Below are 13,541 nucleotides of genomic sequence, written 5' to 3'. Positions count from 1 at the left end.
TTGTTAAAGCGAACATCAACCGAGTGAAATTATGAAGATTACAGCAGAACCAATTACTATCGCGATGCAAACGCCTTTTCGCATCTCTCGAGGCAGCCGAACAGAGTGTCATGTTGTTCGCGTTTACATTGAGCACAATGGTAAACAAGCGCAAGGCGAGTGCACGCCTTACCCTCGTTATGGCGAGTCATCCGAATCTGTATTGGCGCAAATTCAACAAGCTTCGAGTTCTATTGAAACGGCCTTTGAACGTGGTATGACTGAGCCGGCTGAATTAAGAGATTATCTTCAGTCTTTATTGACTGGAGGAGCTGCTCGTAATGCTGTCGATTGTGCGCTTTGGGATTTTGAAGCGCAACAAAACGAGCAGGTGTTCCCAAATAGTATGTTTGAGTTACCCGCTCAAATAGTTACGGCAATGACGGTCTCGATTGGCACACCAGAAGCGATGGCAACACAAGCTCGTGATTATGTGGCTAATGGTGCAAAACTCTTAAAAGTGAAGCTAGATGGCGAGCAAGTGGTAGAGCGTGTGAGTGCAGTCCGAGGTGCCGCGCCTGGAGTCAAAATTGTACTTGATGCCAATGAAGCATGGACAGGGCTGAATCTCGAGGAGCTGTTCAATCAATTGGCTGAGTTTGATATCGCGATGATAGAACAGCCTCTGCCGCAACAGCACGATGCCTCGCTAGCACACATCAAGCATCCAATCCCATTGTGCGCTGATGAAAGTTGCCACACCACGTCGCAGCTTTCGTCGCTATTGGGCAAGTATGAAATGGTTAACATCAAGCTGGATAAAACTGGTGGTCTGACAGAAGCATTAGCACTTGCCGAAGAAGCGCAAAGGCTTGGGTTTACTCTTATGTCTGGCTGTATGCTTGGCACTTCATTGGCCATGCGTGCAGCGCTGCCTATTGCTGTGCAGTCTGAAATTGTCGACCTCGACGGCCCTGTATTACTTGGTCAAGACGTGTCGCCAGCACTGATTTATCAAGATGGGATGATCATTCTTTAACTCGTTGAGTCTCGGCTATTAAATTGACGTGATATTGATGAAATCGCATAGGTGAAAGCCTATGCGATTTTTTATATTGATAGAGTAATCACGTTTCTGTCGGTGAAGTCACTTTCTTCTCTCTCAAAACAGACAGTCCGGGGTTTATAAAATAATTGTTATGGTGTTTTATGTGAAATGTTAATGATTGCTCTTGTTTTCATAGTTTCACTAAAACTATTTGAAGTGGCTTTAAGTCGGGCTAACCACCTAACTGATTGAATCATTGACCTTTACTGTTGGTTTTTGATTAGAAGAAGGTGGGGCGAGTGAGTAGTCGTGTCTCAGAGGTGATAGACAACAAGGACCGTTTTGAACGTCCATTTCCGATAAAGATTCCGCGTCGTAAGTGGTTTGGCTGGAAAGGCATAGAGCTACGTTTGGTGCTGGCGTTAGCCATGTTATCGATGACTACCATCTTCCTCTCGGTAGTCTCCAGTTTCACCTTTGATAACCTAAATCAACGCCTTGTTGAGCTAAAAGAGAGTGAAATCCCCGCTTTAGATAACGCAGCCCGCTTAAATGACATGGTGCGTGTCATTATCACAACCTCATCTCAACTCAGTGATGCGGAATCCAATTTAGAGCGTAAACAAGCGATGCTTAAAATTGAAGATGCTATTTCAGTTATGAATAGCGTTATGGTGCAATTTCCGGATTATCACTCCTATTTTAAAGATCTTATTGCTCAAGTTAACAATAGCCTCAGTCTGTTGTACCAAAGTGAGATTGAATCTGAACAGCTCAACCAAGAACTTCGAAATCTACTCGAAGGCTTTTACCCGTTATTGCAGCAAGCCAGTGATTCACTCGATAGCTTGCCTGATTCAGCCAAAGAGCAGGTTCAATTCACGCAATTAAAGTCCCTGCTGTACTACCAATTAGGCTTGGTAGAAAAACTGTATAACGACGCCAGTTTTAATGAGCTGGATTACACCAGTTTACGACTTGAGCAGGTTGGAGAAGAATGGTGGCAGCTATGGGTAAGTGGCGATCTAAGAAGTGATTTTCCAACATTGGACAATCAACTTACCGTGATTTACGACCTAGCCTCAAGTGATAGCAGCTTGTATGGGCTGAAAAACAAAGCGCTCGACCATCTCTATCAAGAGCAATATTTCTTACAAAACAGCCGTGAGCATTTGAATCAGTTAACGGTACAAATCGAACGTAACACTAGCCAAGTGAACCGCAATATTGATCAGTCGATTCAGCAGGCGCAACACTCTTTGCAATCGAACCAACGTTTGTCACTTTTTCTCTCTCTTTTTAGTGTGTTAGCTGCCGCGGCTATCTCATGGTTCTATGTGCGCAAGAGTATTTTGGAAAGGCTATTACAGCTTAAAGACAACATGTTCGCGATTTCTACGGGCCATTTAGATACCGAAGTCGCGATTCGTGGCAAAGACGAAGTGACGCAAATGGCTAAGTACTTAAAGGTATTTCAAACCACCGCCAAAGTCGTCAAGCAAACCAACCGAAAATTGGAGGCAGAGGTAGAAGAGCGCACCTTAGCCGAGGCCAAGCTGCGTGTTACTCAGGATGAGCTCATTCAAGCTGGAAAACTGGCCGCGTTGGGGCAGTTAAGTGTCGGCATTACTCACGAGATCAATCAACCTCTGACCGCAGCAAACAGTCACGTTCGAAGTGCTCAATTATGGTTAGGTAAGCAAAGGCCAGACAGAGCAGAAGAGAACCTGAAAAAGATCGAGATCTTATTAGACAAAGTGGCTGCGATTACACGTCACTTGAAAGCCTTCTCACGCAAGAGTGACGGCAAAATTGATAACGTCGAGGTGGAGAAGGTGATTGGCGATGCGATCGACCTCTTTGAAACTCGGCAGAGTAGGGTGTCAATTCAGTATTCCCTACAAAGCGATCAAATGGTGCGAGCCAACAGCATTCGCTTAGAGCAGGTGCTGGTGAATTTAATCAGCAATGCGTTGGATGCCGTTGAACACAGGGAGCGGCCCCAGCTCAGCATCTCCACTCAAGAGTATCTGAACACTATTCAAATTGCAGTTAAGGACAATGGATTAGGAATACCCGAAGAGGACATTCCTTATCTGTTCGATCCATTTTATACCCGTAAGACAACCGGTAAGGGGCTCGGGCTCGGTTTGTCTATCGCATACAACATAATTAAAGACTTTGGCGGCTCGATTCACGTCGAATCGATTGAACACCAAGGCACCACCTTTCTCGTCACTCTACCAAAAGGCACAAACTCATGACTTCAGAAAAACACATAGTTCTTATCGACGATGAAACCGACGTTGTTGAAGCCGTGAGTGAAATGTTGGAACTCGAGGGTTTCCGTGTCACTAGCTTTACCGACCCAAACCTTGGCCTAAAATCCCTCAAAGCAAACAGTCAGTCGGTGGTGTTGTGTGATGTGCGAATGCCACAAGTCGACGGGCTTACGTTGTTGAGCTCAATCCAACATCGCGCAGCCAATGTTCCGGTATTACTGATGAGCGGGCATGGTGATATTCCGATGGCGATAGAGGCGATGAAGTTGGGTGCGTTCGACTTTCTGGAGAAACCTCTCAATGCCAGTGAGTTGGTAGAAAAGCTCGACTTGGCGTTGGCACAGTGTCAGCACAACAGCCCTGCAACGTTAGACGACGAACGGGATACAGAACTACCGATTGAATCTGTGGTTATCGGGCAATCCAAAGCGATGGACACCATACGTAAGCAAGTGCTTGCGCTCTCTCATACTGGCGTCGACACCATCATTAACGGCGAGACTGGCACAGGCAAAGAGGTGATTGCTCGCGCCTTACATCAGTTTAGCCGTCGTAAGGCAAAGCCGTTTGTCGCAATAAACTGTGGTGGCATGACAGAGAGCATTATTGAGAGTGAGCTGTTTGGTCATGAAGCGGGCTCGTTTACCAGCGCCAATAAGAAACGCATCGGCAAAATAGAACAAGCCAATGGTGGCACTCTTTTCCTTGATGAAATTGAAAGCATGCCGATTGCAGTGCAGATTAAGTTGCTACGTGTGATTCAAGAACGAGTGATCGAGCGTGTTGGTGGCAATGAATTGATACCTGTCGATATTGTAGTCGTCGCTGCCAGTAAAGCTGACCTCGCAAGCCTCAGTGAATCCGGTGAATTTAGAGCCGATCTGTTCTATCGCTTAAATATTGCCAGCTTAAATCTTCCGGCACTGCGCCAACGCAAAGAGGACATTCAGGTGTTGTTCCGTCACTTTGTGATTCAAGCAAGCCACAAATACAAGACGCGTCCTTCGACGATTTATCCAGAACAGATACAACAGTTGTGCCGACATGAATGGCCCGGAAACGTGCGTGAGTTACGTAATGTTGCCGACCGATTTGTACTCGGTATTGTCGGCGGTGGCTTTGATCTGCAATCGCCAATTTGTGAATCGACTGGGGAAGATTTCGCCTTTGAAAAGCAGATGGAGCAGTACGAGAGAAATGTATTAACCGAAGCCTTGATAGAGAGCGCAGGCAATATTAATGAGGTATCAAGCAAGCTGAATCTGCCCCGAAAAACGCTTTATCGAAAAATGAAGAAACACCAGTTGGATAAAGAGAGCTTTAAAGCCTAACTCATTAACTTGGTTCTTGAGGAGCAAAGAGCAACCTAAACCAAAAGACAAAGCGGAAGAAAAAGCACAAGACAACAATGACCCATTTATCATTTAGTCGAATAATTAACTGTTTCAAGTAATTGTAATAAAAGAGTTTTAACATTTGGCACAAAGCGTGCAATCCCAACATTGTGGCATCAGCCCACATGAGGTCATATCAGAAAAATAGAAATGACCGGATTAAGGAAATTAGAAAAATAATTGCTTGTTGCAAGGAGATACAAACATGAAGCAAATACTGAAAGGTTCGATTGCTCTGATACTCGGCGTTAGCTCAATGACAGTATGGGCGGCGACAGAGTCAGCAAACCTAGGACCTCGTCCCCTCTTTTTAGTCAACAATATGGACGAGAGCCCTTTGAAAACCAAGCTGCTCAGCTGTAGCGAAGGGCCTTTTCATCGTAGTGATTTTTCTATTGGGCATCGTGGAGCTGCAATGCAGTTTCCCGAGCACACTAAAGAATCTTACTTAGCGGCGATTCAGATGGGAGCCGGTGTCGTAGAGTGTGATGTTACTTTCACTAAAGATAAGGAATTGGTGTGTCGACATTCTCAAAGTGACCTGCACACCACAACCGATGTATTGGCTCACCCAGAGCTTGCTAAGAAGTGTTCAGTTCCATTTAAACCGGCGAACCCTGCGACAGGCGAAGATGCTCAGGTTGAGTGTCGTACTTCCGATTTCACGCTGGCGGAGTTTAAGACGTTAAAAGGAAAAATGGATGGGGCTAACCCGAAAGCAACCACAGTCGAAGAGTACATGAACGGCACTCCGGGTTGGCGAACGGATCTATACAGCCAGAGCGGGACGTTGATGACACACGCAGAAAGTGCGGCGCTGTTTAAAGAACACGGTGTGAAGGTGACACCTGAATTGAAATCGGCAGCGGTTGAGATGCCTTTCAATGGCTTCAGCCAAGAGATGTACGCGCAAAAGCTGGTGGATGAACTAAAAGATGCGGGCTTTGCACCTTCAGAGACTTACTTGCAATCGTTCAACCTAGATGATGTGAAGTACTGGATCAAAGCAGCACCAACATTCGGTAAACAAGCCGTTTATCTTGATGACCGTGTTTACGAGCAAGCGGATTTTGTCGCTTCTGTTGAGAACATGAAAGAGCTGCACGATGCGGGTGTAAACATCATCGCGCCACCCCTGTTTGCTCTGGTTGATCTAGATGAGAATAACGAACTGGTTGCATCTAATTACGCTAAGTTCGCTAAAGATGCAGACCTCGACATTATCGCATGGACTCTGGAGCGTTCAGGCCCACTAGCGCAAGGCGGCGGTTGGTACTACAAGAGCGTGAAAGATGGCATCAACAATGATGGCGACATGATGAAAATGCTCGATGTGTTGGCACAAGATGTAGGTGTGATGGGCGTATTCAGTGACTGGCCTGCAACGGTAACTTACTACGCAAACTGCATGGACAGCGACGCCTAAGTTATCTGGATTATTGAAGAATAATAAAAGAAAAAGCAGTGAACCAAAGAGCCTTCGGGCTCTTTTTTACCGTTAAAATTGATGGGACATAAATGACCCAAATGTAAGCTTTTGGGGTGGATATGAATGACTCAAAATAGATTGTTGAATTTGAACTTTTCATTAAGTTGTTGAATTTAAATAAATAAAAACATGGCATAAAGGCTGCAATAGTGAAGACGACTTTCAACAATAAGTAAAAGTAAGGTTTGAATATGAAAATCAGTGTTAAAGGACTGTTAATCGCTAGCTCATTACTACTTCCTTCAATGGCTATGGCAAGCGACTGCTCTAGCCGTGGTGTGTTAGACGATCGATACTGTGATGAAAACCAAGATTTGGTGGCAGATTCACCAAAGAATCCAGACGAGTGGAATGATCCAAGTACGCTTGTGTTTACCTACACACCAGTAGAAGACCCAGCGCTATACAAAGATGCGTTTGCCGACTTCCAAGCTCACCTAAGTAAAATCACAGGTAAGCGAGTGATCTACTACACGGTGCACTCGAACTCTGCACAAGTAGAAGCGATGCGTTCTGGTCGTTTGCACGTTGCTGGTTTCTCTACGGGTCCAACTGGTTACGCGGTTAACCTAGCGGGTTACGTTCCAATTGCAGTGAAAGGCGATGAGTCTGGTTTCCAAGGTTACAATCTGATCACCATTGTGCGCAAAGACAGTGGCATCAACACAATGGCTGATCTAAAAGGTAAAAAGGTTGCACACACTTCTGCATCATCAAACTCTGGCAACCTAGCTCCTCGTGCGTTATTCCCAGCTAAAGGGTTAGTGCCAGATGAAGACTACAAAGTGCTGTACTCAGGTAAACACGACCAATCTATCCTAGGTGTCTTCAATGGAGACTATGATGCAGCACCTGTGGCATCTGACGTGTACGATCGTATGGTAGCAGCAGGTCGTGTTGACGATTCTGAGCTTAAGATCATCTACCGCAGCCCACGATTCCCAACGTCTGCTTTCGGTTACGCTTACAACCTAAAACCAGAGCTAGTTGAGAAGATCAACGAAGCCTTCTTCAGCTACCGCTTCACACCAGAGATGAGTGCATCATTCAAAGGTGCAGACCGTTTCTCGCCAATCAGCTATAAGGAAGAGTGGGGCGTAATTCGTGATATCGCTCATGCGACAGGCACGGCTTACACCAAAGCAGGTTTGAAAAAACTGGCTGAAAAAGACGCTGCTAAACGCGCAAAGAAAAAAGCTGCTGAGTTAGCGAAACAAGCAAACAACGGCTAACCCTTAGTTCTCAGAACACTTACCTCAATCAATACCAGTTACTTACTACGATTGGTACCAGTATCTATGCCCTCGCGGGTAGGGCATAGATCATTCTAAAATTCGCACAAGGAAATGCAGTATGGCCGTAGCAAGCTATGACGGAATAAAGATCAACAACCTATTTCATGAATATGTGGCAGGAAAGCCAATCCTTAAAGGCATTAATATTGATATCGACGAGCCTGGTATCATCGCGATTATCGGACCGTCAGGTACCGGTAAAAGTACGCTTCTACGTTGTATTAACCGTCTTAATGACCCTAGCCAAGGGGAGATCATTTTCGATGGTGCCGACCTGACTCAACTAAAAGGCCAAGCACTTCGTAAACAGCGCCGCCATATCGGCATGGTCTTTCAAGAGTACAACTTGGTAGAGCGTTTAACGGTTATCGAAAACGTGTTGAGTGGGCGTTTAGGTTACATGACCGCTTGGAATGCGTGGCGCCGTAACTACTCAGCACAAGACTTAGCAAAAGCGTTTGAGTTACTGGAATTTGTTGGTCTGCAAGATTTTGCAAACCAACGTGCCGACAGCTTATCTGGCGGTCAAAGGCAGCGTGTTGGTATTGCTCGTGCAGTAATGCAAGACCCTTATATCCTTCTTGCTGATGAACCAACCTCATCACTTGACCCGAAAACCGCGGTTGAGATCATGGAGTTGATGGAAACCTTTGCCGAACAGAAAAACATCCCGGTGTTGGTGAATATCCACGATGTGAACTTAGCCAAGCGTTATGCCAAACGTATCATTGGTATGTGTAATGGCAAGGTGCATTACGATGGCAGCCCAGAAGGCATCTCAGAGGAAGATCTGAAAATCATCTACGGAGGTGAGTCATGGCTGGATTAAACCCAAGTTCGTCGCCAAGTCTTTCGCAAGCTAACCGTGAAAACCCGTTTAAAGCGTCGTGGACGAACCGTGCGATCATCGCTGGTGTTATCGCTTATTTGTTCTATAGCTTTTCGACATTGGGGCTGACGTTTGAGCGTTTGATCATCGGCTTTGGTGAAAGTGAACGATTACTATCTCGAATGTTCCCGCCGGACTTTTCACGTACCAGTTTGCTATTGAGTGGTCTCGCAGAGAGCTTGCAGATTGCGATTATTTCGAGCTTCTTTGGCATTGTGATTTCATTATTCCTTGGTCTACTTGCTGCAAGAAATATGATGCCAGCGATCGTCTCAACGCCGGTCCGTGCTTTTATCGCCTTATGTCGCTCTTTTCATCCAGTGATCATCGCCATCTTATTTGTAAAAGCGGTGGGCTTTGGGGCGCTAGCTGGCATCTTGACCTTGGTGTTTGCGTCGATAGGCTTCATCGCTAAGCTTTTCGCTGAAGCGATTGAAGAGATCTCTTTTAAACCGGTTGAAGCAATTAAAGCGACTGGCGCTAGCTTTGTAAGTGTCATTCTGTATGCCGTGATGCCGCAGGTTTTCACGCGATTTATTGGCTTTGCAAGCTATCAGTTGGATTCTAATCTGCGTAATTCGACTATGGTGGGCATTGTGGGGGCAGGCGGCCTTGGCGGAACACTTTTCTCTGCATTCCAACGTTTCGATTATGACTTCGTTGCCGCTATCTTGCTCACTATTATCGCACTGATTCTTGTCGGTGAATTCCTTTCCAACATTGTTAGGAGAATCTTCTAATGACAACTGCATCTATCGATAGAGAGTGGCAGCGTTTTACACCTAATGAACGTGTGGCTCGATTCGCCGTTTACCTTAGCCTAGTGTGTGCCATTGTTTGGTCTTGGCAGACGGTGGAAGTGATTCCTGAATTTCTTTATGACGCGCCTGCTCAGTTCGCTGATATGTTTCAGCGTATGGTGCCAATGGATTACGCTTTTTACCCACAAACGATCCACGCTGCGATGATTGAAACGTTGCACATCGCGACCTTGGGTACGCTGTTTACTTTGGTGTTCGCGATTCCTTTGGCGTTGTTGAATGCACCAAACATTACTCCCAATAAAGCGTTGAACTGGTTTGCTCAATTTTTCCTTGTGTCTTCACGTTCGGTGAACTCACTGGTGTGGGCATTACTGTTTATCGCACTGTTTGGCCCCGGTGTTCTCGCCGGCATCATGGCAATTGCAATTCGCAGTATCGGCTTTGTAGGGAAGCTGTTAGCGGAAGCCATTGCCGAAGTGAACATGGGGCCTATTGAAGCCTTACGCGCAACGGGTGCTTCGTGGATGAGTATCTTGTTGAAAGGGTATTGGCCACAAGTGATGCCAGCGTTCTACTCAATCGTGTTATTCCGTTGGGACATCAACGTTCGTGAATCTGCGGTATTGGGTTTGGTGGGCGCTGGTGGTATTGGCGTGGTGCTTAACGATGCGCAAAACCTTTTTGAATGGCAAAAAGTTTCGATGGTATTAGTGAGTATTTTTGCGGTGGTTATCGTTGCAGAAGCGGTGGTTATCCACATCCGTAACAAACTGATTTAATCGGTGTGTTGTGTTCACTATGTTTTTTATGACATGTGTTTCGTGTGAAAGTTGAGAGCTTGCCTATCTAGCATTTTAAAGCTCAAACGACCCTAGGTAATTCGGTCTACCTAGCGGTCGTTTTTTTATGCGGTGTGTTCTGTATTAAACTGTATTTAACGGAGAGCGAGCGCTTAGAAAATACAGTGTTTCGCAAAGTCACCCGCTTCATTCGCCGTCCAGTCACCTTTTGGTTTCTCTTTCATATCTTCACACCAAGCTTCACTGCCAACTTCTGTACAAGCCATTAATTGAGTGGCTAGGAAAAGGATCAACGTGACTTTCTTCATAACAATTATTCCGTTTGGGCTAGATTTCGGATAACTCTATCAAATACTACTGATGATTGTCATAGCTATCAGGGGCCGGCGATATGGATTTGAGCTGAAGTCGCGATTTGGTAACGAGAAGGGATGACGGAGTCTCAAGATCGAAAAAGCCAGCAACATGTGCTGGCTTTGAAATTCTTAATAAGCTTCTTTTATCGGTAAGCTTTGACTACTTGAGGAGTTATACCAGTTTCATCTCTTGGATGATGTCCGAAGCAATCTCTGGCTTGGTACTTGTTGGTTTCTCGTGTAGGTCTGCTTTTAATTGTCCCTTACGGTTACTTAGGCCTGCTTCTAGCTTCTTGATTGCTGAAGAAATAGCTGGGTACATTACGTCATCTGTCGCTTTTGCGTTTACACGCACACCTTCGTAGTTGGTGAACACTTCAACCTGATGTTGACCATGTTCTTTGGTAATGATGATGTCGCAGCTGATCAGTGATGGAAAATGGTTAGATATCTTTTCGAACTTACCTTCGATGTCTTTACGTGAGTCGTCGTTAATTGATACGTGATGTGTTTGAACGTTTATTTTCATAAATCATACCTTTCCAATGACTGTGTCATTTAAACGTAGCAAACATCGGATAGATTAACCAATAGAGAAAGTACACATGTGTGATTGACTTCAGTGTTATCAAATAATCTCTACTTACTCCCTTGAAAGTCCGAATAACTGATCGCATATTATGTTTCGTGTTTTCGAGACATGTTCAAAAATACTCCATCCTTGATGATTTGCTCTAATTATGAGCGTCACTCTAGTGAATATCTCTTCATCGGCTTTATAATTCCGAACTTGTCACTTGGCAAACTTCTTTCGTTTTTGATAAATAAGTTACCACTAGACTCTAATTTATAGACACTCAACAGCCCACTCCATATTGAAACTTGCTTCAAAGCTCCGACAGATCTGAGTAACGCACTAACTATTTATGCAATCGTCACTCAATATCACAATTACCATCAAGGACTGCGGTAGTTTATTGAGATACCTGTTAGTACGGGATACCATAACACCGTCGTTAAATTTGGATCCGTTACCATGAAAATGCCTGTTAAATTGGCTGCTGTTGCAGCTTCACTTTCTTTCGCTTTTAATGCTTTTGCTGCGCCTGTTGAGTTTCAGAAAATTCCAGAGATCATGCAGCAATTTGAAACTGCAGAGCTGTACGTTAAAAAGTCTGTGACGCTAGGCCGTTTGCCTGCTGAATCTGAAATAGGCACTGAATTCCCGACCTACGTTTCTGACGGAGAGGGTGGTTACAGCTTAGAAACCAACAACGTGATGACGGATGATGTAGTTATTGCAAGCATGCCTAAGGCGATTGTTGATGATGTTTTCAACCAATGGTTGGTACCAAAAGAGACGTGGATCAGTAGCTATGGTTCACTGCCAACGTCGACCACTGAGTTCAAGCCGTTTAAGCGAATTAAAACCACCAAAGCGATTAAGATTGATGCTGAAATGCTTGAACTAATGGGCAGCGAAGATGGCAAAACAGCCGTGATTAAAGTGAGTTGGGATGAAAAAGGGATGAAGGTTTATAAGGACGGTTACTTAGCGGATTATGAGTACGGTATTGCCCCTCATGAGATGCAAGAGAACTACGAGCTAGCACCTAAGTAGTTTTATTCCATTTCCGAAAAGCGCTCTGGTTTGCAGGGCGCTTTTTATACCCCCCCTCCCCCACTAAAATATGACTTAACTCACACTTTTCTGACATTTTACTGCTCGTTATGCTAGTATGCGCCGCTTGTCTTTGTAATTGATAAAAAACGCATTACCCAAACAGTCTTGTTCTGTTTATCTGCTTGTAATGACCTCATTCAGTTTGGCCTGACTTGGCCGAACATCTGCATTTTGCTCGGACGCAAAGAGAGTAGTTCTCACTACTTCACTATGTACATTTGAGAGCACCATCTATCAAAGGCCTTTTAGAAACAGCCTAGTTAGCGCGAACTATGTTCTGCGTGAAGGGTTTCGTTTTTCCAAAAATCCCCCTGGCGCCAAGTATTGCTTGGTTGCTGACAAGTAAGGAGTCTATATGACGTCTACGGTATCTACATCCGTACCTACATCTCCAGCTGGTAATACAGCTTCGACAGAGAAAGAAGTAAACCATCCATTTCTTTCTTTGGTCATCATGGTAATCGTTGCAGCAATCGCAACCTACTTTATCCCTGCAGGCGAGTTTGAACGAGTGGTTATGAATGGCCGCACGGTGATCGACCCAGACAGCTATACACTATTGGCAAGCAACCCAACAACATTAGCCTCTTTTTTCGAATCATTTTTTAAAGGCTTCAAATCCGCTTCTGGCGTGATGGGTGTTGTGGTGTTTGTTGGTGGTGCTTTCGGTATCATCAAACACATGGGTCTGCTAGACGCTTCGGTCGTCGCGCTTACCACTAAGCTTAAAAAGCAAGGCTTGTATGTGATCGCACCAGTGATCATGACGGCGATCTTCTTCAACGTAACCTTCACTGGTATGCGTGAATTGGATGTTATTTTCATCTCGTTGATGATTCCGATCTGTATCAAGCTTGGATACGATGCGATCACAGCGTTAGGTGTTGTGCTACTGGCAAGTTGTGCGGGTTTTGCTGCGGCGTTGGCGAACCCATTTTTCACGGGGATTGCACATACTATCGCTGAGCTGCCTTTGTATTCAGGCATGTGGTATCGCTTTATTGTCGGCATGTTTATGCTGCTGACCGGTGCTTGGTATGTGTTGAATTACGCAAGAAAAGTAAAACAAGATCCAACCAAAGGTTTGTTGCATGGCACTGGTTACCATTACGAATCGAACGTTGAAGCGAAGACTCTGACCCTGCGTGAGAAGCTAGCGGGTATCGCGTTCTTGGGCGTGTTCGCGTATATGATCTTCGGCACCCTGACGATGGGCTTTGGCTTTACTGAGATCGCAGGTGCGTTTGTGGCAATGGCGATCATTCCGGGCTTAGTGGCGGGATTGTCTCCCAACAAGATTTGTGAATATTGGACCAAAGGTGTCAGTGATGTATTAGTCGCTGTATTGATCATCTTCTTTGCGCGTTCGGTTTTGACCATTATGGAAGATGCGAAGATTGTCGACTCGATCATCTACTATCTTGCGCAGATCATTTCAGGCAGCTCTAAGCTTGTTGCTGCGGCGGGTATCTACTTCTCACAAGCGGCGATTAACCTGTTTATCCCATCGGGTAGTGGTCAAGCAGTGATCACCATGCCAATTATCATTCCATTGGCAGAT

General features: G+C 45.2%; 12 protein-coding genes. 10 read left to right on the top strand and 2 right to left on the bottom strand.

Going from position 1 to position 13,541, the window contains the following annotated elements:
• Positions 1-31: 31 nt before the first annotated feature.
• The 8 genes from dgcA to phnE (BCT81_RS22660) all read left to right on the top strand — a co-directional run bounded on the left by dgcA (position 32) and on the right by phnE (BCT81_RS22660) (position 9,919).
• A complete protein-coding gene (gene dgcA, locus BCT81_RS22695; protein WP_102425937.1) occupies positions 32-1,018 on the top strand; it encodes an N-acetyl-D-Glu racemase DgcA in 987 nt (328 codons plus the stop codon).
• 299 nt (positions 1,019-1,317) lie between these two features.
• Entirely contained in the window at positions 1,318-3,291 is a 1,974-nt protein-coding gene (locus BCT81_RS22690) for an ATP-binding protein (RefSeq protein ID WP_102425936.1), read from the top strand.
• Entirely contained in the window at positions 3,288-4,640 is a 1,353-nt protein-coding gene (locus BCT81_RS22685) for a sigma-54 dependent transcriptional regulator (protein WP_102425935.1), read from the top strand. Before BCT81_RS22690 ends, BCT81_RS22685 begins: the two co-directional genes overlap by 4 nt.
• 268 nt (positions 4,641-4,908) lie before the next feature.
• Complete coding sequence (locus tag BCT81_RS22680; RefSeq protein ID WP_102425934.1) at positions 4,909-6,129, top strand: glycerophosphodiester phosphodiesterase family protein; 1,221 nt, start codon at positions 4,909-4,911, stop codon at positions 6,127-6,129.
• A 254-nt stretch (positions 6,130-6,383) separates the two neighbouring features.
• On the top strand, positions 6,384-7,424 hold the full coding sequence (gene phnD, locus BCT81_RS22675) for a phosphate/phosphite/phosphonate ABC transporter substrate-binding protein (RefSeq protein WP_102425933.1): 1,041 nt from the start codon (positions 6,384-6,386) through the stop codon (positions 7,422-7,424).
• A 121-nt stretch (positions 7,425-7,545) separates the two neighbouring features.
• Positions 7,546-8,316 (top strand): phosphonate ABC transporter ATP-binding protein, encoded by a 771-nt coding sequence (phnC, locus tag BCT81_RS22670; protein ID WP_017631561.1) that lies wholly within the window; start codon positions 7,546-7,548, stop codon positions 8,314-8,316.
• Positions 8,304-9,116, top strand: coding sequence for a phosphonate ABC transporter, permease protein PhnE (phnE, locus tag BCT81_RS22665; protein WP_061033843.1), 813 nt, complete (start codon positions 8,304-8,306; stop codon positions 9,114-9,116). Before phnC ends, phnE (BCT81_RS22665) begins: the two co-directional genes overlap by 13 nt.
• Positions 9,116-9,919, top strand: a complete 804-nt coding sequence (gene phnE, locus BCT81_RS22660; RefSeq protein ID WP_008216584.1) for a phosphonate ABC transporter, permease protein PhnE — start codon at positions 9,116-9,118, stop codon at positions 9,917-9,919. The genes phnE (BCT81_RS22665) and phnE (BCT81_RS22660) overlap by 1 nt, the downstream gene beginning before the upstream one ends.
• Before the next feature lie 173 nt (positions 9,920-10,092).
• Here the strand turns inward: phnE (BCT81_RS22660) and BCT81_RS22655 are convergent, their stop codons facing one another.
• Positions 10,093-10,248 carry a DUF3012 domain-containing protein gene (locus BCT81_RS22655; RefSeq protein WP_081090369.1) on the bottom strand — a complete coding sequence of 52 codons (156 nt, stop codon included), beginning with the start codon at positions 10,246-10,248 and terminating at the stop codon, positions 10,093-10,095.
• Positions 10,249-10,468: 220 nt separating this feature from the next.
• On the bottom strand, positions 10,469-10,825 hold the full coding sequence (gene raiA, locus BCT81_RS22650; RefSeq protein ID WP_008216582.1) for a ribosome-associated translation inhibitor RaiA: 357 nt from the start codon (positions 10,823-10,825) through the stop codon (positions 10,469-10,471).
• Positions 10,826-11,332: 507 nt separating this feature from the next.
• On the opposite strand from raiA, the gene BCT81_RS22645 reads away from it, so the two are divergent.
• Both BCT81_RS22645 and BCT81_RS22640 read left to right on the top strand, forming a co-directional pair.
• A complete protein-coding gene (locus BCT81_RS22645; protein ID WP_102425932.1) occupies positions 11,333-11,917 on the top strand; it encodes a hypothetical protein in 585 nt (194 codons plus the stop codon).
• A gap of 418 nt (positions 11,918-12,335) precedes the next feature.
• The coding region (locus BCT81_RS22640) for a Na+/H+ antiporter NhaC family protein (protein ID WP_102425931.1) at positions 12,336-13,541 on the top strand (1,206 nt) is incomplete at its 3' end.

This window comes from Vibrio sp. 10N.261.52.A1 (assembly GCF_002876325.1).
GTDB lineage: Bacteria > Pseudomonadota > Gammaproteobacteria > Enterobacterales > Vibrionaceae > Vibrio > Vibrio chagasii.
This window is presented reverse-complemented; position numbering and strand designations above follow the sequence as displayed.

Coding starts and splice junctions, on each gene's coding strand:
- dgcA (WP_102425937.1), top strand. CDS start 32: ATGAAGATTACAGCAGAACCAATTACTATCGCGATGCAAACGCCTTTT.
- BCT81_RS22685 (WP_102425935.1), top strand. CDS start 3,288: ATGACTTCAGAAAAACACATAGTTCTTATCGACGATGAAACCGACGTT.
- BCT81_RS22680 (WP_102425934.1), top strand. CDS start 4,909: ATGAAGCAAATACTGAAAGGTTCGATTGCTCTGATACTCGGCGTTAGC.
- phnD (WP_102425933.1), top strand. CDS start 6,384: ATGAAAATCAGTGTTAAAGGACTGTTAATCGCTAGCTCATTACTACTT.
- phnC (WP_017631561.1), top strand. CDS start 7,546: ATGGCCGTAGCAAGCTATGACGGAATAAAGATCAACAACCTATTTCAT.
- phnE (WP_061033843.1), top strand. CDS start 8,304: ATGGCTGGATTAAACCCAAGTTCGTCGCCAAGTCTTTCGCAAGCTAAC.
- phnE (WP_008216584.1), top strand. CDS start 9,116: ATGACAACTGCATCTATCGATAGAGAGTGGCAGCGTTTTACACCTAAT.
- BCT81_RS22655 (WP_081090369.1), bottom strand. CDS start 10,248: ATGAAGAAAGTCACGTTGATCCTTTTCCTAGCCACTCAATTAATGGCT.
- raiA (WP_008216582.1), bottom strand. CDS start 10,825: ATGAAAATAAACGTTCAAACACATCACGTATCAATTAACGACGACTCA.
- BCT81_RS22645 (WP_102425932.1), top strand. CDS start 11,333: ATGAAAATGCCTGTTAAATTGGCTGCTGTTGCAGCTTCACTTTCTTTC.